Source organism: Nocardia sp. NPDC046763 (assembly GCF_040645495.1).
Taxonomy (GTDB): domain Bacteria; phylum Actinomycetota; class Actinomycetes; order Mycobacteriales; family Mycobacteriaceae; genus Nocardia.
The window spans coordinates 224,879-244,195 of sequence record NZ_JBEYYI010000003.1 but is presented as its reverse complement, the minus strand read 5'-3'; the positions used below and the strand labels follow the sequence as shown (position 1 = coordinate 244,195).

At 69.1% G+C, this 19,317-nt stretch carries 16 protein-coding genes; 7 read left to right on the top strand and 9 right to left on the bottom strand.

Annotated features, from left to right (window positions below; genetic code table 11):
* Positions 1 to 184: 184 nt before the first annotated feature.
* From ABZ909_RS06210 to ABZ909_RS06180, 7 genes are all read right to left on the bottom strand, one after another.
* Positions 185 to 967 (bottom strand): cyclase family protein, encoded by a 783-nt coding sequence (locus tag ABZ909_RS06210; protein WP_356996862.1) that lies wholly within the window; start codon positions 965 to 967, stop codon positions 185 to 187.
* Positions 968 to 1,117: 150 nt separating this feature from the next.
* Entirely contained in the window at positions 1,118 to 1,882 is a 765-nt protein-coding gene (locus tag ABZ909_RS06205) for a slipin family protein (RefSeq protein ID WP_356996542.1), read from the bottom strand.
* Positions 1,879 to 2,436: a hypothetical protein gene (locus ABZ909_RS06200; RefSeq protein WP_356996541.1), complete on the bottom strand. Its 558-nt coding sequence runs from the start codon at positions 2,434 to 2,436 to the stop codon at positions 1,879 to 1,881. Before ABZ909_RS06200 ends, ABZ909_RS06205 begins: the two co-directional genes overlap by 4 nt.
* Positions 2,436 to 4,664 (bottom strand): cbb3-type cytochrome c oxidase subunit I, encoded by a 2,229-nt coding sequence (locus tag ABZ909_RS06195; RefSeq protein WP_356996861.1) that lies wholly within the window; start codon positions 4,662 to 4,664, stop codon positions 2,436 to 2,438. The genes ABZ909_RS06200 and ABZ909_RS06195 overlap by 1 nt, the downstream gene beginning before the upstream one ends.
* 363 nt (positions 4,665 to 5,027) lie before the next feature.
* Positions 5,028 to 5,219 (bottom strand): hypothetical protein, encoded by a 192-nt coding sequence (locus tag ABZ909_RS06190; protein WP_356996540.1) that lies wholly within the window; start codon positions 5,217 to 5,219, stop codon positions 5,028 to 5,030.
* Positions 5,216 to 5,587: a DUF202 domain-containing protein gene (locus ABZ909_RS06185; RefSeq protein ID WP_356996539.1), complete on the bottom strand. Its 372-nt coding sequence runs from the start codon at positions 5,585 to 5,587 to the stop codon at positions 5,216 to 5,218. Before ABZ909_RS06185 ends, ABZ909_RS06190 begins: the two co-directional genes overlap by 4 nt.
* Entirely contained in the window at positions 5,584 to 5,946 is a 363-nt protein-coding gene (locus tag ABZ909_RS06180; protein ID WP_356996538.1) for a DUF202 domain-containing protein, read from the bottom strand. The genes ABZ909_RS06185 and ABZ909_RS06180 overlap by 4 nt, the downstream gene beginning before the upstream one ends.
* A 333-nt stretch (positions 5,947 to 6,279) precedes the next feature.
* On the opposite strand from ABZ909_RS06180, the gene ABZ909_RS06175 reads away from it, so the two are divergent.
* Genes ABZ909_RS06175 through ABZ909_RS06165 form a run of 3 tightly spaced genes read left to right on the top strand, consistent with a single transcriptional unit; the run spans position 6,280 to position 8,824 of the window.
* Entirely contained in the window at positions 6,280 to 6,555 is a 276-nt protein-coding gene (locus tag ABZ909_RS06175; RefSeq protein WP_356996537.1) for a hypothetical protein, read from the top strand.
* Positions 6,552 to 7,556: a phosphotransferase family protein gene (locus ABZ909_RS06170; protein WP_356996536.1), complete on the top strand. Its 1,005-nt coding sequence runs from the start codon at positions 6,552 to 6,554 to the stop codon at positions 7,554 to 7,556. The genes ABZ909_RS06175 and ABZ909_RS06170 overlap by 4 nt, the downstream gene beginning before the upstream one ends.
* Before the next feature lie 5 nt (positions 7,557 to 7,561).
* Entirely contained in the window at positions 7,562 to 8,824 is a 1,263-nt protein-coding gene (locus ABZ909_RS06165; RefSeq protein WP_356996535.1) for an acyl-CoA dehydrogenase family protein, read from the top strand.
* Position 8,825: 1 nt separating this feature from the next.
* Here the strand turns inward: ABZ909_RS06165 and ABZ909_RS06160 are convergent, their stop codons facing one another.
* Positions 8,826 to 9,467, bottom strand: a complete 642-nt coding sequence (locus ABZ909_RS06160) for a response regulator transcription factor (protein WP_356996534.1) — start codon at positions 9,465 to 9,467, stop codon at positions 8,826 to 8,828.
* Complete coding sequence (locus tag ABZ909_RS06155) at positions 9,464 to 10,720, bottom strand: sensor histidine kinase (protein WP_356996533.1); 1,257 nt, start codon at positions 10,718 to 10,720, stop codon at positions 9,464 to 9,466. Before ABZ909_RS06155 ends, ABZ909_RS06160 begins: the two co-directional genes overlap by 4 nt.
* Before the next feature lie 260 nt (positions 10,721 to 10,980).
* On the opposite strand from ABZ909_RS06155, the gene ABZ909_RS06150 reads away from it, so the two are divergent.
* The 4 genes from ABZ909_RS06150 to ABZ909_RS06135 all read left to right on the top strand — a co-directional run bounded on the left by ABZ909_RS06150 (position 10,981) and on the right by ABZ909_RS06135 (position 19,304).
* On the top strand, positions 10,981 to 11,553 hold the full coding sequence (locus ABZ909_RS06150; protein ID WP_356996532.1) for a heme-binding protein: 573 nt from the start codon (positions 10,981 to 10,983) through the stop codon (positions 11,551 to 11,553).
* Between the two features lie 124 nt (positions 11,554 to 11,677).
* Positions 11,678 to 13,504, top strand: a complete 1,827-nt coding sequence (locus ABZ909_RS06145; protein ID WP_356996860.1) for a TIGR02677 family protein — start codon at positions 11,678 to 11,680, stop codon at positions 13,502 to 13,504.
* Positions 13,504 to 14,943: a TIGR02678 family protein gene (locus tag ABZ909_RS06140; protein WP_356996531.1), complete on the top strand. Its 1,440-nt coding sequence runs from the start codon at positions 13,504 to 13,506 to the stop codon at positions 14,941 to 14,943. The genes ABZ909_RS06145 and ABZ909_RS06140 overlap by 1 nt, the downstream gene beginning before the upstream one ends.
* Positions 14,943 to 19,304: an SbcC/MukB-like Walker B domain-containing protein gene (locus tag ABZ909_RS06135; RefSeq protein ID WP_356996530.1), complete on the top strand. Its 4,362-nt coding sequence runs from the start codon at positions 14,943 to 14,945 to the stop codon at positions 19,302 to 19,304. Before ABZ909_RS06140 ends, ABZ909_RS06135 begins: the two co-directional genes overlap by 1 nt.
* The last annotated feature ends 13 nt before the right edge of the window (positions 19,305 to 19,317 follow it).

The following is a 19,317-nucleotide window of genomic DNA, read 5'->3' as shown; positions in this document are numbered from 1 at the left end:
CAGCACCGGCATCGCATTCACAGCGATCTCGCCGGTGGCGATCCCAGGAATAGCGTTGCCCTCCGGGCGGGATCTCGACCACCACTGTCAACCGCGACGGCCAACTTCACGGTCCGAACTGAAAGCGCGATCCCAGCGCAGGGAGGACAAATGGCAGACCGCAGGAACCCCCAGCCCCCGATCCTCAACTCTCGACCTCGTCAAGGATCGCCACCGCGCGAGTCCACCCGGCCGAGGCGCGGTGGATCTTCACCGGGAAGCACGCCACCTGGAAGCCATGGGCAGGAACTGCTTCCAGGTTGTGCAACTTCTCGATGTGGCAGTAGCCGATCTCCCGCCCCGCACGGTGCCCTTCCCAGATGATGCTGGGATCATGGTCGACGGCATAGCGGCGCGCGGTGTACAGAAACGGCGCATCCCAGCTCCATGCGTCGGTACCGGCCATCCGTACGCCTTGGCGCAGCAGATGCAGAGTCGCCTCGCGGCCCATGCCGCACCCTTTGACCGCGTAGTCGTTTTGACCGTAGCGGCTGCCCGCACTGGTATTGACCAATACGATGTCCAGCGGTTGCAGCGTGTGGCCGATCCGGTCGAGTTCGTTGTCCACGTCCTCGGGAGTGACGACGTAGCCGTCGTCCAAGTGCCGGAAGTCGAGCTTGATGCCACGCCCGAAACACCACTCCAGCGGAACCTCATCGATAGTGATGGCCCGCTTGCCGCCATCCATCGTCGACGCGTAGTGATACGGGGCGTCGACATGGGTGCCGTTGTGGGTGTTGACCCGGACCCGCTCGATCGCCCACCCCTCTCGATCGGGCAGGTCGTCGACCTGCGCACCAGGAAAGAACGCCAGCATGTCCTCGCGGGTCTGGCGATGGTCCAGATAGTCGATCTCGGGTAGATAACCGGGCGGATCCGATGCGATGCCCGCTTGCAACGGGACGGACAGATCAATGATTCGGCGCATCAGCACTCCTCGGTGACTGTGGACACGACCTCGCACTTCCCCTGCACGTCGATACCCTCACATTGGGCCTCCGTCGTCATCGATCCCGTACCACCGACGCACGATCGAGCTCCCTCGAACGACCGGTGGATCGGGGCGGTCTGGTTGCGCCTATTCGATTGTCCCGGAACGCAACACGCGTTTGAGCGGTTCCGTGAGGTCGACGGGCATGGGGAAGACGACCGTGGAACGGCCTTCGGCTCCCAGCTCCCCGAGCGCCTGCAGGTAGCGTAGTTGGAGGCCGGCTGGGGTCGCGGCCAGTAGTTGCGCTGCATCGCGGGTGTTTTCGGCGGCCTCGACTTCCCCACGGGAGTGGATGATGCGGGCACGGCGTTCGCGTTCCGCCTCCGCCTGCCGGGCGATGGCGCGCTGCATGGCCTCTGGGATCTCGACATCCTTGATCTCGACCAGGGCGACCTTCACGCCCCATGGTTCGGTCTGCTCGTCGATGATCTTCCGCAGGTTGGTGTTGAGCTGGTCGCGCTCGGACAGCAGGGTGTCGAGGTCCTCGCGTCCGAGCACGGAACGCAGTGTGGTCTGGGCGATCTGGGAGGTGGCGACGGCGTGGTTCTCCACCTCGATGATGCTGCGTACCGGATCGATGACGCGAAAGTATGCGACGGCGTTGACTCGGACCGGCACATTGTCGCGGCTGATGGCCTCCTGCGGCGGGATGGTGAGTGTGATCGTGCGCAGGTCGACACGCACCATCCGATCGATGAGGGGAATCAACGCCACCATGCCGGGACCACGCAGCGGGCGCAGCCGGCCCAGCCGGAACACCACGGCCCGTTCGTATTCGCGCAGAATGCGCAGGGTGGACACCGGGGCCAGCAGGGCGGCGGCCACGGCCGCGGTGACGCCGATCATGATCATCGGGAGCTCCTTTCGGCCACCGGAATTCCGGTGGGGAAGCCGGCGGGTGTGTGGCGGAAGTGGGCGGTCAGTACCCAGGCGGCGCGCACCCAGCCGAGTGTGATCGGCGCCAGGACAATCAGATCCGGCGACCTGGGATGTCCGGCCGCGGCGATGATCAGGAACGCGGAGGCCAGCACGATCAGCACCAACGCGATCCCCCGATGGAAACGACCGGCCTCCGAATGCGGCCAGGGGTCGACGGCCCTGGTGATCTCCCGGCCCGCCGCGGAGTCGGTGCAGTCGCGTTTCCCCGGGCAAGCGTTGCACACTGACGGACGTGCCCGATAGCGGACCAGGCGGGCCTGGTCGTCGATGCTGTGCGGCCACAACGGCTCATGCGCCGGGCACATCCAGTAATCGTGCTCGGGCAGATACCGGAATCCGGCGTTCCGGTGCCGATCGGAGCGCCGATGGATCTGCCGCGCCAGCAGATCCAGGCCGAATGCGGTGGCGATGAGCAGCACCGCGTACCCGCCCATCAGCAGTGTCTCGACCGCCGGGTGCACCACCATCACTCGCTCTCGCCGCCGGTCAGCTTTACCAGTTCGTCGGCCGGCACCTGCCGGTCGTCGGCGGTGATCTTCGTATCCTGCGGCGGTGGCGTTCCGCCCGTGCCGCGGTATTTCACGGCCAGCCACATGATCCATGCCAGCGGCGCGATACCACCGACGATGAACAGGATGTCGCCCGGCATGCGTAGCCACTCCAGCACCGAATTCGCGTGGCTTCGAATGTAGTTCAGCTCGCGCGCCTCGTAATATCCGCTGTCGACGGCCTTGTAGAGCTGCAGGATTCCGATCGGCAGCAGGGTGGCGAACACCATCCATGCCAGCCCGATGTTCAACGACCAGAACGAGATTCTCGCCAGCTTGTCCGGCCATTTGTGGACCGGGATCATATAGCGCACACAGAACAGCGCGAAGGCGCAGGCGAGCATGCCGTAGACGCCCATCATCGCCGCGTGCGAGTGGTTGGCGGTGAGCGCGGTGCCGATCTCGTAGTAGGACACGATCGGCAGATTGATCAGGAACCCGAAGATGCCCGCGCCCAAGAAGTTCCAGAATCCGACCGCGACCAGGAACATGACCGCCCACCGGTGCGGGAACTCTGCGGCGGACCGCGACTCCTGCTTCGACGCCAGTTGCAGGAAGCTCCACGCCTCCACGGTGAGGAAGGTCAGCGGGACCACCTCCAGCGCGGAGAACACCGCGCCGAGTGCCATGTGCTCCACCGGAGTTCCGTTGAAGTACAGGTGATGCATGGTGCCGATCACCCCGCCCGCGGAGTACAGGATGATGTCCAGATAGACGACGATCATGCCGACCCGCTCGCGCACCACGCCGAGCAGGACGAACATATAGGCGACCATCACGGTGGTGAACAGTTCCAGGAAGTCCTCCACCCACAGGTGCACCACCCAGAACCGCCAGAACTCGGTGTGGGTGAAGTTGTCGCCCGGCCTCGCCAGCAGCCCGACCGCGTAGACCACAGGAATGGCGAGCGCGGAGAGGAAGAACAGCCACGGCATATTGCCCTTGTGCTCGTCTGCCAGTCGCCCGCGCAGCCCGCGCCACAGGATCATCACCCAGATGGCCAGGCCGGCCACCAGCAGGATCTGCCAGACGCGGGCCAGGTCGAGGAAGGTGAATTGCTGTGCGGCGAAGAAGTTGCCGTACGACACCTTGCCGTGGATGCTCAGCGCCTCACAGATCAGGCTGCCGAACACCACCACCGCCACCGCCCCGAGCAGGATGTACGACAACCGGCCCTGCCCGCGCGGCTCGCGCCGGGCTATCAAGGGCGCCAGGAAGATTCCCGCGGCGAGGAACGCCGCCACCACCCAGAACAGCGCCAGCTGCAGATGCCAGGTGCGGGTCAGGTTGTAGGGCAGGATCTTCGCCAGATCGAGGCCGAAGAAACTGGCCACGTCGGCGCGATAGTGTTCGGTGGCGCCGCCGAGCAGGCTTTGCGCGCCGAACAGGATCACCATGATCGCGAAATACCACCGGGTGGATCGTTGCCCGGGGGTCAGCGCCACGTCCCCGGGCGCCCGGAACGACAAGGTGGCCGCCTCCCGGCCCTTCCACCCGAGCCGGCTACCCCAGCGGCCGAAAGCGGCGAACAGCAGTCCGATCCCGCCCAGCAGGGCGATGAGCGAAATGACGCTCCACACCACCACGTTCGCGGTAGGGCTATTGCCGACCCGAGGTTCCGCCGGCCAGGAATTGGTGTAGGAGTAGTCGTGACCCGGCCGATGCGCTGCCGACATCCACGCCGTCCACGAGAAGAATGCGGTCAGATCGTGGATCTGCGCCCGATCGGTGAGGAGCTCCGGCCGCAGCCCCAGCCCGGTTCCGGTGCGGCCGAACACGTCGGCGTAGTGGTCGACGAGATGCTGGAACGCCTGCGCCTGCTCAGTGCTATAAACCAGCACACCGGTGTTCTCGTCGTAGCGATTGGCCTGGAAATCGGCGAGGATGCGCGCCCGCGCCCGATCGTCATTCCCACGCTGCTCCAGCGCGAAGTCTGCCGATCGGCGCAGATAGTCAGCGGTGTAATCCGGCCCCAGCCACGCCCCGTGCCCGAGGATCGACCCGTACTGCATGAGGCCCGCCGCCAGGAAGATCTGCTGACCGTGCTTGACATCGGCGGCGGTGAACAGCGTCTGCCCGGTCGGAGCCTGCACCCGCTCGGGAATCGGGGCCGAGCCGGAATAGGTGCGGTATGCCAGCAGTCCCATCACGAAGAACCCGAATACCGCGACCAGCACACACGCCTGGATCCATCCCTTGCCGACAAGCAATTGTCGCTTCGTGCCGCTGCTCACCCTCGATCCTCCATTCGATGAGAACTCGCTGATCGCAGAACCTCACACCACGGGCACCCGTCGATCATGGAGGTATCGCCGCACGATATGCAGCAACTTTCCAGCGTGTCGCATGAACAGGCGATTTGCCCGGTATTGCCGCCCGTGTGACGTGGTCTCGGAGCCCGATCTTCGGCCGCCCGGTCCGCATCGCGGTGTCGATAGGGCAAACCTACAGCGATCTTCAGCTCGGTGGTTCGCCGAGGCGCCCACGCCACGAACCCGGGGGCAGGCGCCCTACAGGGAGCTGTCGGAGTCGTCGTCCCAGATGCCAGTCCCCTTGTCGTCCTTGACGATTCCGAGTTCCAGCTTGGCGATCAAGCCGCGGTCGGCATCCTCCTCGTCGGCAGTGTCGTCGAACGGCAGCTCTTTCAGCGCACGCTGGTTCTGCTCGATGATGAACTTGCTCGGTTCGGTGACCGCACTCACTGTCCGCCTCCGGTGACTGCCGGGATCTCCGACGTCGATGGGGTCGAAAAGGCTTGCCTCCTACCGGGATCGGTGAGACCGATGACGAGCGCCACCACGCACACCACCAGCACCGCCACCGTCGCGATGACGATCACCCGCGACCCGTGCGCCCAGTGTCCGTGGTGCAGCGAGTTGTTGCGCAGGAAGCTGAGCCCCGCGACCAACATGAGTCCGACCGCCGCCAGAGCGGGCGCGATGGCCACCGGATGCCAGCCGCTGGTCGCCGCATGATTGACGAACAGCACCGCGGTCCCCATCGCGGCGATCGCGGTGCGCCGCCAGGCCAGCGCGGTGCGCTCGGCGGGATAGGTGGGCGGCGCGGTCACCGCCACACCGTCGCGATCGCCGCGAAGATGGAGACGATCGCGATGCCGCCCGCGAGAATCGGGACGAGCATCGTGTTCCCCAGCCGCTCGCCGCGCACCATCCGGTCCTGGACATCGCGCCAGTGCGTGTACGCGCCGGCGGCCAGCACGACCGCGAGCACGATGCAGCTGAGCGAGAGCAGCCGCCGCACTCCGGCGTGATGGAACGGCTGCACCAGCGTGTGCACCGCGACGCCGGCGGCCAGCAGGCCGAGCGCGGTGCGGATCCACGCGAGAAACGTCCGTTCGTTCGCCAGGGTGAATCGGTAGTCGAGCTCCGGGTATTCCGTGTCGCCGCTGTCCTGGGGTTGGTTCTCCACTGTCACCACCTGTCCGGTGTCGCGGTCGCGGTCCGAGTGCAGCAAATGATCAGGACGGGCTGATCATTCCATGAAATCGGCGATGGGGTTCGATGCTCGACACAGGACGGGTCCGGCGAGTGACGCATGCCCCGCCGTCCGACCGGCGGGGCCGCGGAAAGCCCCGCCTGTTCGGGCGAAGTCTCGGCAATCACGACTCGGCAGGACTGCCCCGGCCGCGACATCGACCCACAACTGCGGGCAATCGCCCGCAATTCACGGCCATCGCGCCGCGTGGTCCCGTACCATCCCGGTTTACCTGCCGAACAACGGATTTCATGCCGGAGGCACGCCATGCAGTATCGGCCCACGGCACCGGAGTTGCTGACCGCGCTCGCGGATCTGCTGGAGACGACGCTCCTGCCCGCCCTTCCACCCGAGTTGCGGCACCAGGCCCGTGTCGGCGCGCATCTGGCCCGGATGCTGGAGCGGGAAGTCACCCTCGCAACACAGCCGCCGGAGGTACCCGACACGGCCGACGACGAGGCGCTGTGGACGGTGCTGGTGTCCATCGTGCGCGCCGACCTGGCCGTCGCCAAACCCGGCTATGACGCCTGGGAGGGCGAATGACCGGCGATGTGACGGCCGGTCTGGCCCGATTCCTGTCCGAGGACATCGGCCGCGCGGTGACGATCTCGGATCTGCGGCCGCTCTCGGCGGGCGCGCGGCGGCGCAATGTCGCCTTCGACGCCGATCTCGGCGGGTGCGTGCTGAGACTGGTCGCCACGCTCGTGCCCGGAAGTATTCAGTTGCTCCCGGTCGATGTCGAGGCGGGCGTGCGTGAACTGGCCCGCGAGCACGGGGTACCTGTTCCCCATGTGCTGGCCGTGTGCACCGACACCGGGTATGTCGGGGAGCCGTTCATGCTGTCCGAGCGTCTCGACGGCGAGACGGTGCCGCGCCGGGTCCTGAGGCTGGTGCGGCAGGCCGGTATCGGCGACCTCGTGGGCGAGCAACTCGGCAGGGCCGCGGCCCTGCTGCACGCGATCGACCCCGAGCAGGGCTCTCCCGAACTACCCGGCAGCCTTGTGGACAATCCCGCCGAATCGTTTCTGCGAGAAGCCGAATCGTTGGTCGCCCGGCTCCTGGCCGACCGCCCCGTCTTCGCCCTCGCGCTGCGCTGGCTGACCCGCCATCTACCCGGGCCCCCGGAGCGGCTCACCCTGGTCCACACCGATATTCGCAACGGCAACCTCATCGTCGGTCCCGAGGGCATCGAGGCGGTGCTGGATTGGGAAGGCGCCCAGCGCTTCGGGGATCCCATGCGTGACACCGCCTGGTCCGCCCTGCGCATGTGGCGCTTCGGCGTCGACGGCCACGAGTTCGGCGGCTTCACCGACCGCGCCACTTTCGTACGCGGATACGCTTCCGCCGGAGGCGATTTCGACGCCGACCGCTTCCGCTGGTGGAAGGTGGCCTGCACCCTCGGGTGGGGCGCCATGCTGGCCGCCCAGGCCGCCGCGTTCCTGGACGGCACCGTCCCCAGCATTGTCATGGCCGCCAGCGGGCGACGGATTCCCGAGATCGAATGGGATCTGCTCATGCAGATCCGCCCGACCGGATCGAGGTGACCATCATGGATTTCGAGCTGCCCGACCAGCTGCGGAAGTATCTGGCCGAACTGGACGAGTTCATCGACCGCGACATCGTTCCCTTGGAACAGACGGGCGACAACGTCCGCTTCTTCGATCACCGCCGCGAGGACGCCCGCACCGACTGGCATCGCGGCGGCCTCCCCAGCGCCGACTGGGAGGACCTGCTGGCCGAGGCCCGCCGCCGCGCCGACGCCGCCGGCCACCTGCGCTACGCCTATCCCGCCGAATACGGCGGCCACGACGGCTCCAACCTCGACATGGCCGTCATCCGCGAGCATCTGGCCCGCCGCGGCCTGGGCCTGCACTGCGATCTGCAGACCGAGCACGCCGTCGTCGCCAACAATGTCGGACTGCTGCTGATGCACGAATACGGTTCGCCCGCACAGAAATCGGAGTGGATCAGCGACCTGGCGACCGGCGAGAAGTTCTTCGGCTTCGGCATCACCGAGCCCGAGCACGGTTCCGATGCCACCTTCATGGAAACCACGGCGGTCCGCGACGGCGATTCCTGGATCATCAACGGCGAGAAGACCTTCAACACCGGCATGCACCGCGCCGACGCCGACCTGATCTTCGCTCGCACGTCCGGGAGCCCGGGAGACGGCGTCGGTATCACCGCCTTCCTCGTCCCGGTCGGCACGCCCGGCTTCCGGATCGCCGAGTTCCTGTGGACGTTCAATATGCCCACCGACCACGCCCACGTCGTCCTGAAGGACGTGCGGGTGCCGGCCGACGCCGTATTCGGCAAGGAGGGGCGCGGGCTGGCGGTCGTCCAGCATTTCTTCAACGAGAATCGGCTCCGGCAGGCAGCGTCCAGCCTCGGTGCGGCGCAATACTGCATCGACCGGTCGATCGACTACGCCAAGCACCGCAAGACCTTCGGAACTCCCTTGGCCGCCAACCAGGCGATCCAGTTTCCGCTGGTGGAGTTGAGCACCCAGTGCGAGATGCTGCGGACCTTGATCCACAAGACCGCGTGGGCCATGGACCGCTACGGCGCGTTCACGCAGTCGGCCCAGGTGTCCATGTGCAACTACTGGTCCAACCGCCTGTGCTGTGAAGCCGCCGACCGCGCTATGCAGATTCACGGCGGGCTCGGCTATTCCCGCCACACGCCTTTCGAGCACATCTACCGGCATCATCGCCGGTATCGGATCACCGAGGGCAGCGAGGAGATTCAGATGCGGCGAGTGGCCGGATACCTCTTCGGTTTCATGCACCAGGCTGCGCCCAAGGGGCTGTGACTCACTTCAGGAGCCGTTGCTCGTTCGCGACAGCGACTGCCGCGGCGCGATTATCGACCCCTAGCTTGTCGTAGATTCGCCCCAGGTGCGTCTTCACGGTCGCCTCACTGACATGCAGCGCCCGGGCGATTTCCCGATTCCCCAGCCCCCGCGACAGCTGGCCGAGAATATCCAGTTCCCGGGCCGTCAACGCGGGCTGCGGGTTTCGCATGCGGTTGAGCACTCGGTCGGCGATGGGCGGGGACAGCGCCGTATGTCCTTGCGCGGCCGCGTGAATCGCCGCGAACAGCTCCTCGGGACGTTCGGCCTTGAGGAGGTAGCCCGTGGCGCCGGCGGCGATCGCTCGGGTGATGTCGGCGTCGGTGTCGTAGGTGGTGAGCACCAGCACGTGCGGGGTCGCACCACCGCCCGCGGTGATGCGACGGGTGGCCTCGATGCCGTCCATGTCGCCGCCGAGCTGGAGGTCCATGAGCACGACGTCCGGCTGGAGACGCTCGGCGAGGGCGACGACCTCCGGGCCGCTGCCCGCTTCGCCGACGACGTCGATGCCGGGTGTGCTGCCCAGCAGCGCGCGCAATCCGGCGCGGACGACCACGTGATCGTCGCAGATCACAAGGCGGACAGGGGTTTCGGCTTCGGTCACGACCGCTCCAGGGGGACTTCGGCGGAGACGACCGTGCCGTCTCCGGGCGCCGATTCGACGGTGAGGGTGCCGCCCAGCTGGCGCAGCCGGGCGCGCATGGCAGGCAGGCCGTGGCCGCGGTCGGCGGTGCCGGCAGTCTCGGCGCGGTCGGCGGTGCCGGCAGTCTCGGCGCGGTCGGCGGTGCCGGCAGTCTCGGCGCGGTCGGCGGTGCCGACAGTCTCGGCAGGGTCGAAACCCTGTCCGTCGTCGGCGATGTCGAGGACGAGCCGGTCGCCGAGGTCGGTCAGGGTGATGGTGACCGAGGTCGCGGCGGCGTGCTCGCGCGTATTCGCCAACGCCCCCTGCGCGATTCGCAGGACCGCCGCCTCCACGCCCGCGGGCAGTCCCACCGGTGCGCCCTCCACGTGGATGCGCACGCTGAGCGAGTCACCGCTCTCCCGTTCGGCCATCGCCTCCAACGCCGCGACCAGCGATCCGCCCGCGGCCAGATCTGTGGGCGCGAGGTCGTGCACGAAGCGCCGTGCCTCGGCGAGGTTGTATTCCGCGACGGCTGCCGCGCTTCTGATGTGCTCGCGTGCCTGGTCCGGTTCGCTGGCCCAGATCCGGTCGGCCGCCTGCAGCAGCATGCGCTGGCTCGAAAGTCCTTGGGCGAGGGTGTCGTGGATCTCCATGGCGAGGCGCTGGCGTTCGGCGAGGGTGCCTTCGCGGCGTTCGGTGGCGGCGAGTTCCCGCCGGGTGGCACGCAGGTCGTCGATGAGTGCGGCCTGCCGTTCGGTCTGGCGGATCAGGCCGACGAAAAGCGCGGTGCTGAGGGCGGCGACGGCGGGCGGGGCCAGCAGCAGGTTGGGGTCGGCCCAGCCGGCGAGTTTCAGCTGAGCGAAGACGACCAGCGCGGTCAGCCCGGCGACCAGGGCGAGGGCGACACGCAGCGGGAGGATCCGCAGGCCGGTGTGCAGCAGCGGCACCGCACACCAGGCGAAACTCGGTGCGAGCACGACCAATACCGCCCACGCGGTCGCCAGCAGCGCGAACAGCAGCACGCGACGGGAGGCGCGCAGTTCGCTCACCACATAGAGCACGGCGAGTCCGAGCGAGAGTCCGATCACCCAGGGCATGCGTGCGCTGTCGGGATGGCGGAGCACGAACCGCAGCATCGACGCGGCCAGCAGGACGTAGAAAGCGCTGTGCACGATGGTGCCCAGCAACCGGGTGTCGTCACGGGGCTGCGCGCTCACCTGGCCTGGAGACGGCATGCGGGCACCTCCTCGGTGGCAGTGACGTGGGTAACCACTTCGGTGGCAGTGACGTGGGTAACCACCTCGGTGGCAGTGACAAACACCCTCATTCTGCCGTGCCCCACCCGCTCCCGGGTCATCCGATCGGTTGATACGGGGATCAGCCGGACCGCGTGCGAATTCCTGGCCACTGCGCCGATGTGCCCGGCCGACCTGGGCAGCAAGCTGGAATGCGAACAGAGCGAACAGCTTTCACCCGAGAATCCGTGGAGGACATCATGACCACCCCGCAGCAGTCCAGCTCCAACCGCAAGCGCCTCGTCATCGGCGGCGCGGCCGCGGCCGTCGTGGCCGCCGGGGTGATCGGCGTGGTGTCGGTGAACGCACAGGATCCGGATCCGGGCAGCAAGGCCCCGGTGGCGGCCGATGTCGCCAGTGCCAACCTGCAGCAGAGCACCCATCTGACCATTGCCGCCGCCACCCGGGCCGCGCAGGCCGCGCTGGATGCCGCGGTGAAGGAGAACCAGCACGTGACGATCGCCGTGGTGGATCGGGACGGCAACACCGTCGTCACGTTGCGCGGCGACGGCGCCGGGCCGCAGTCCTACTCCTCCGCGCAGCAGAAGGCGTTCACCGCGGTCTCCTGGAACGCGCCGACCTCGCAGCTGGCCAAGCGCCTCGACAGTGCACCGCATCTGGCCGATATCCAGGGCACCCTGTTCCTCGCGGGTGGCGCCCCGGTGGCCGCCAAGGGTGGTGCGCCGATCGCGGGCATCGGGGTCGCGGGTGCGCCGAGCGGCGATCAGGACGAGAAGTTCGCGCAGGCGGGCGTGGCCGCGCTCGGCAACTGACCGGCGATCACGGACCCGGAATCGGTGACCGGGAGCCGGATCGGGCGCGCCGACACTCGGCACGATTCCGAGCCGGTCGGGAGGGAGTACTAACCTTCTCCCGGTGACCGAGTCCGCTGACGGATTGCTGCCCGACCCGAGGGGGGTCGGGTCCGAGGAGATTCCGCACGCCGACCGGCTGCGTCTGTTCTCCTTCGCCACCGCCGAGAAACGGGCCGATTACCTGTGGGTGTTGCGGGCCTTCGATACCGCCCGCGCCGCCTACCTGGTGCTGTTGCACGCCTCCGACGTCGCCGACACGCTCGATCGTTGCCCGGGCGCGCCCATGCTGACCGCCACCGAGGTGGGCCCGCTGCTGGAGCAGCTGCACCAGTGGGGTGTGCTGGAACGCAGCTACGACGGGACCCGGGCGGCAACGCTGGCCGAGTATCGGAACCGGCATTTCGTCTATCAGTTCTCCCAGGCGGGATATCAGGCATATCGGGCGGTTTCGGATGTGCTGGCGGCGCGGCTCGACGAGGCCGCGCTCTCGCGGCTGGTACTGCCCGAGCTGCTGGCCGATCTGCACACCCTCGCCGAGGCCAACAAGAGCGCGGACGCGCCGCGCGTCTACCGGGTGCTGAACCGGCTGGACCGGGCACTGTCGGACCTGGCCGAGCGGGCGGCGCACTTCTATCTCACGCTCGGTGATCTGGTGCGGACCACCGAGGCCACGCCCGAAGCCTTCCTCGCGCACAAGGACGCGCTGCTGGCGCACATGCGCGAATTCTCCATGGACCTGGCACGTTTCGCGCCGCGGCTGGCCACCGCCATTCGCGAGGTGGAGGACACCGGGGTCGAGGATCTCATCGAGCGCGCGGCCCGCTGCGACGAGCGGGTACTGCTGGATACCGCTGAGCGCCAAGCGGATTGGCGGGCGCGCTGGCAGGGACTGCGGGGCTGGTTCATAGATGATGACGAGGGCGGGCTCACCGAGTGCGAGCGCCTGCGCGAGGCCACCATGAGCGCCATCGCGGCCGTGCTGTCGCTGCTGCGGCGGGTGACCGAGACCCGCAAGGGCGGGGTCAGCCGGGAGTCCGCGCTGCGGCATCTGGCCGGGTGGTTCACCGCCGCGCCGACCGCCGACGCCGCCCACGCCCTCTATGACGCGGTATTCGGCCTGGGCCGGCCCCGTCATCTGGCCATGCATCACCCCGACGCCGATGTGATTCCGGCCATCCGATCCTGGTGGGACGCACCACCTCTGGAGATCGCCCGCACTCTGGCCGAGACCGGACGACCACCGACGCCGGGCGCGCCCGCGCGACTCCAGCGCAATGACGCCGGGATCCGCCGGCTGCGACAGGTGCAGCTGGACGCCCAGCGGGCCCGCGCCGAGGCCGCCCGGTCGCTGGCCGCCTCCGACCTCCACGACCGGGAGCTCGACGAGGGCGAGACCGAGGTGCTGCTCAAACTGCTCGACGCCGCGTCCACCGCGTGGGTGCCGGTGAGCGGGCGAGTGCCGGGTACCTCCGGCTCCGATAACGGCGTGACGCTCACCGTGTCCGAGCACGAGGGGTCCACGCTCGTCCGTACGTCCAAGGGCGTGCTGCACCTCAACAACCGGCGACTCGAGGTTCGCGAGACCACTGCCCTGCGTGGTCGCAAATCCCCTGCTGCGCAGACGAATCGGCCGGACTCCTCGGCTCGGGCCGCCGCCTCGGCCGCAGTGCGCGCTACGAACGAACCCGCCCCTGCCGAGCCCAGGCCGCCCGTCGGCACGCCCGGTTCGACGACTGTGCAGCCGACGCCCTCGGCCACCGTGGCGCGATCGACGGTCCCGGCCACCTTGACCGTCCAGGACAACGAGCCCGGTGCACCGCTCGGAACACCCGGTTCGCCAGCGGCACAACCGGATCCGTCGGTCACGCTGGCGGGCGGAGCCGTCGGCGGCGCCGGGGAGGTGGGCTGATGCACGCGCGCAGTATCGATTCGCTCGCGCTGGACAGCTATCAACGTGCGGCTCGGGTGATCCTGGCCAATCACCTGGTCACCCGCACGTATCCGGATCGCATTGCGCTGCCGCTGCTGCGGCGGTGGGCGACGGAGCTGCGGGAGGATCTGGCCGAGCTGTTCGGGTATCGGCTGGAGGTCACCGAGACCACGGCGCGGCTGTTCCCGGTGCTGGATCGCCTCGACGCCGGGCGGCCCGCGCGGACCACCGGGGACCGGCTGTTCGATCGCCGCCGCTACGCCTATCTCGCATTGGCCCTGGCCGCGCTGGGCCGCGCCGGGGATCAGATCACGTTGTCGGAGTTGGCCGATCAGGTGGGCGCCTACACCGAGCGGGTGGAGGGCCTGGATCTCGCGCCGGATCGGGCCGCGGATCGGGACGCGTTCGTGGATGCGGTCGGCTGGCTGGCGGCGCGCGGCGCGGTCACCCTGGCCGACGGCGATGCCGGGGGCTGGGCGAGCGACCCGGAAGCCGGTGAGGCGCTCTACGACATCGACCGATCGGTGGTCTTCGCGCTGTTCCGGCCGCCGCGGGCGCTGCAGCATCTCCGGAGCGTCACCGGACTGCTCGGCGAGGAGGCGGGTGGATCCGATACCCGTTCCCCCGCAATGGCGTTGGCGGCACGCGAGGTCCGGCGGGCACTGGTCGAGCGGCCCGTGGTCTACGCCGACGAGCTCGATGAACCGCAACGCTCGCTGCTGGCGCAGGAGAAGCTGGTCGCCGAGGTCGAGTCCCTCACCGGGCTGCGGGCCGAGCGGCGCGCGGAAGGCGTTGCGCTGATCGACAGTTCAGGTCGGCTGTCGGATGTGCGGTTCCCGGGCACGGGCACGCTCGCGCAGGTGGCGCTGCTGCTGGCGGGTGAGATCGCGGATCTGGTGCTGGATATCGACAATCCGGTCGAACGCCGGCCGCGCCCGGACCGTCCGCTGCTGGATCTGGTGGAGCAGCTCGACACCGCCATTCCGTCGAATTCCGTGTTCGCACCGCTCGCGGATCCGATGGATGTCTTCGGGCCGCAGGAGGATTCGGACGTGCAAGCGGCCGAGTCCGAGATCCCGGACTTCCCGTTCCTCGAGTCGTCGTGGATCCGCGACACCGTGCAGATGCTGACCGACCGGTACGGCAATACCTTCGCCGCCCAGTGGCAGGCCGATGTGCCGGGCCTGACCGCCGAGGCGGTCTCGCTGCTGGAACGGCTGCGGCTGGTGGAGCTGGTCGACGGCGGCCTGCTCATCCTGCCCGCCCTGGCCCGGTACCGGGGCGCGATCGTCACGATCCGCACCCGCGCGGAAACCGAATTGTTCATCTCCCCCACACAACTCGGCGCGAACACCGTGCCTGCGGACAGTTCGATTGCGCCCGCGGAAAGCTCGACAGAGAAGGGATCCGGGAACTGATGGCCGACCACATTCACGGTGGAGTGCGCTTCGTCCCCACCCGGGCGGGCATCATCAACCTGTGGGACTACCGCGACCAGGAGTTCTGCTTCGCCGACGGGCGGCTGGTGCTGCGCGGGCCCAACGGCTCGGGTAAGACCAAGGCCCTGGAGGTGCTGTTCCCGTTCGTGCTGGACGGGCGGATCGAACCGCGGCGGCTCAATCCGTTCGCGGGTGAAGAGCGCACGATGAAGTCGAACCTGCTGTACCGCAAGCAGGAATCGGCCTACTCGTACGTGTGGATGGAGTTCGCGCGCGGCAGCTGGACCGAGCCGGAGACGGTGACCATCGGCATCGGCATGCGCGCCACCCGCTCCAACGACAAGGTGACCCGCTGGTATTTCGTCGCCGACGGCCGGGTGGGCGTGGACTTCTCGCTACTGGGCCCCGACGACCGACCGCTGACCCGCAAGCAACTGGCCGAACAGATCGGCTCCGACGCCATCGTGGACCGGCCGGTCGAGTACCGGACGGCCATCGACGCCCGCATGTTCGGGCTCGGCCAGCAGCGCTACGACCAGCTCATCAATCTGATCCTGACGCTGCGCCGCCCGCAGCTGGCCAAGAACCTGGACCCGCGCGGCCTCTCGCAGGCGCTCACCGATGGTCTGCGCCCCCTGGACGAGCAACTGATCCTGGACGCCGCCCGCTCCTTCAGCGATATGGAGGAGGTCGGCCGCACCCTCGAGGGCCTGGTCCAGGCCGACACCGCGACCCGCGATTTCGTCAGCGTCTACCGCAAATACCTTGCCGTGCAGGCGAAGACGGACATCGATCAGGTGCGGGTGCGCCTGGACGCGGTCACCCACTCCAGCACCGCCCTGCACGCGGCCGCCGCCCTGCGCAAGCGCCGCGACACCGAGCGCGCGGGCGCCGAGACTCGCGCCGAGGACGCCGATCGCGCCTACGAGCAGGCCCTCGCCGACCGTGAAACCCTGCAGCGTTCCAGCGCTTACGAGGGCAAGCAGCAGCTCGACGATCTCGCCGACGCCGTCCGCCGGCTGGAAACCTCCGCCGCCGTGCACAGCGACAAGGCACTCAAGTCCCGTCAGACCGTGGACCAGCGGCTCGAGGAATCCGAACGCGCCCGGGCCGCCGTCGCCAACGCCGCCTCCGCGCTGTCCCGCGGCGAGGACGAACTCCGTGCCGCCGCAGAGGAAGCCGGCATCGGCTGGTCGGCCCTGCCCGAATCGGCCCGCGCCGACCACCTCACCACCTCCGTCCGCTCCCACGCCGAGGAGCGCGACGCCGACGTCCGCGCCGTCCGCCGCGCTCTCACCCTGGTCGACCAGGCCGTGACCGAACGCACCCGGGCCGAACGCGCCGGACAGCGCGCGGTGGAGCTGCGCGAATCCGCCGCCGCCGAACTGGCCGAGGCGGAGGCCGCTGTGACCCTGGCGCGGTCGAATACCGCTGTGTCCCTGCGTGACTGGTGGGACTCGCACCGCGACGTGTATGCGCCGATTCGCAAGGGTCTCTTCGAGGCGCTCGACAGCGCCTTCGGGCAGGTCGGCACCGAGCACGCCCCGCGCCCCGACAGCGGCGACGACGGCTCGGTTCCGGCCACACCGGCGGAAGTGCTCGCCGAACGCACCGAGCCGCTGAGCGAGGAGATCCGGGCGCGGCGGCAGGAGGCACGGGCACGGGCGGCCCGAGCGACCGCACGGGCGGGCGAACTGCGCGCCGAGCGGGAGCGGGTCGCGGCCGAACGCGACGACGCGCCACCGGCTTTCGCGGCGCGGACCGATGTGCGGCCGCATCGGACCGGCGCGCCGCTGTGGCGATTGGTGCGTTTCGCCGACGGCGTCGGTGCCCACGAGGCAGCTGGGATCGAGGCTGCGCTACAGGCCGCCAACCTGCTCGACGCCTGGGTGTGCGCGGATGCCGACCTGCCGGACCATGCCTCCGACCAGTTCCTGACGCCGCTGCCGCAGCAGTTGCGCCCCACCGGCCGCACGCTGGCCGATGTGCTTGTGGTCGAGGATGATTCGGACACGTTGACCGTACCGCGCCAGATCGTCTCCGGCATTCTCGCGTCCATCGCGCTGCACGAGGTCGCCACCCCGGACGCGAATGCCGTGGCGGCCGATACGCCCGGGACCGGCGATGCCGCCGGGTCGGTGACGGCGGACGGCGCGGATGGCAAGGGACGCACCGTCACCGGGGCCGAGGCGCAGCCGGTCGGCGCGGACGGGCAGCTCACCATCGCCACCGACGGCCGGTACCGGCAGGGGGTTCAGGTCGGCCGGCACATCAAGGCCGACGCCGAGTTCATCGGCACCACCGCCCGCGCACGCCGGCGCGAGTTGCGGCTGGCCGAGCTGGCCACTGCCATCGAAACGGCTGTGGGCGAGGCTGATACCGCCGAAGCCGACGAACAGGCCGCCACCGCGGAGCTGGGGCGGATTTCGGCGGCGGCCAAGGGGCTGCCGAGGACCACGGCGGTGACCGCCGCGCTGCGGAGCGTCGCCGAGGCGGCGGGCATGTTGCGCTCGCGCTCGGAGGCGGCGGGCCAGGCCGAGCGGGATCTGGATCAGGCCGTGGCGGAATACACCAACGCGGACAAGAAGGTTCGGGCCATCGCGGCCGATCATCGCGCGCCGCGCGATCCTGCCGAGTTGGATGCGCTGGCCGCCGCGGTCCGCCATTTCGAGAACGCCGGGACGGCGCTGCTGCGCTTGCGCGGCGATCATCAGCGCGAGCACGAGCGGGCCCGGGAGGCCGGGGACCGGCTCGAGGAATCCCAGGACCTGGCCGAGGCCTTCGCGGAAGAGGCCGAGGCGGCGCGCGCCGGGTACGAGGAGCAACTGCGCAAACTGGAGACGCTGCGTGAGGCGCTCGGCGCGGGCACCGCGGATATCGATCGCGAGCTGGAAGCGGCCCGGGAGAAGATCGAGGCGGCGCGCGCGGAGCAGAAGGCCGCCCGCAAGGCCGCGGCCGAGGCCATCGAGGCCGTGGGCACCGCCGAGGGCGCGCACCGCGCCGCCCACGACACACTGGGCACCGCCCTCACCGAATTGCTCGCCGACGTCCGCCATCTGGCCCCGTACGCGCACCCGGATCTGCTGAGCCTGTTGGGCGCGCCCACCGACAGCCGCTGGCCCAGCAGCGATGCCGCGTGGTCGACGCCGGAGCAGCTGCTGTACCGGATCGAGAACGGCGATCCGGAGCAGGAGCCCACGGTGCTGCCCGCCGAGGTGTCCGCCCTGTTCGAGAATCTCTCCGCCGCAACCGCTTCGGTGCGCGCGGGCGAGGCGACCCGCAAGTCGACCCGCAGCGCGGTCACGACCGCCCTGCAGGAGTTCGACGCCGCGCTGACCGCCGCCCGCCAGGACTACCGTCTGCACTGGGATGCCGCCGACGGCCTCACCGTGGTGCAGGTGCACGACGACCACGGCCTGTCCGCGCTGGCCGATTTCGCCGAGCGCATCGGCGCGGCCCGCCGCGATCAGGAGTTGCTGCTCACCGACGCCGAGCGCCGCATCCTGGAGGATGCGCTGCTGACCGGGTTGGCCCAGCAGATCCACGAACGCACCTGCGACGCCCGCGATCTCATCTCCCGCATGGGCGCGGAGATGAAGCAGCGCCGCATGTCCTCCGGCAACACCATCGGCGTGCACTGGGTGCTGGCCGACAATCTCGCCGAGCCGGCCCGCGCGGTCTGCAAGCTCCTGGACCGCGACTCCGCCGATCTCACCCCCGAGGACCTGTCCACCATCCGCGCCTATTTCGCCGCGGAGATCCGCACCGCGCGCGCCGCCCACCCGGAGCGCTCGTTCCCCGAGATCCTCGCGGCCACCCTCGATTACCGCACCTGGCGCGTCTTCTCCTTCACGATCGTCACCGCCGACGGCACCGAGGACCGCCTGACCGTCGCCCGCCACAGCACCCTCTCCGGCGGCGAACAGTCGGTGTCCCTGCACCTTCCGCTCTTCGCCGCCGCCCACGTCATGCTCGATTCGGCCGACCCCCAGGCCCCTCGCCTGCTGGCCCTCGACGAGGCCTTCGCCGGCGTCGACGACAACGGCCGCAGCGAACTCCTCGGCCTGTCCGTCCAATTCGACCTCGATCTCTTCATGACCGGCTACGACCTCTGGATCACCTACCCCCACGTCCCCGCCTGCGCCCACTACGATCTGGCCCACTCCGCCGCCGAGAACGCCGTCAGCGCAACCCTGCTGGTCTGGGACTCCGACGATCTGCTCGCCGAACACGACGGCACCGACCTCACCACCGCCCTCGGCTCCCCCAACCGCCGCCGCCTCCCCCACGGCCTGGAGGGCGCCATCCCGATGGACGAGGAACTCGAGACGATCAGCTGACCCCGAGCGCCGC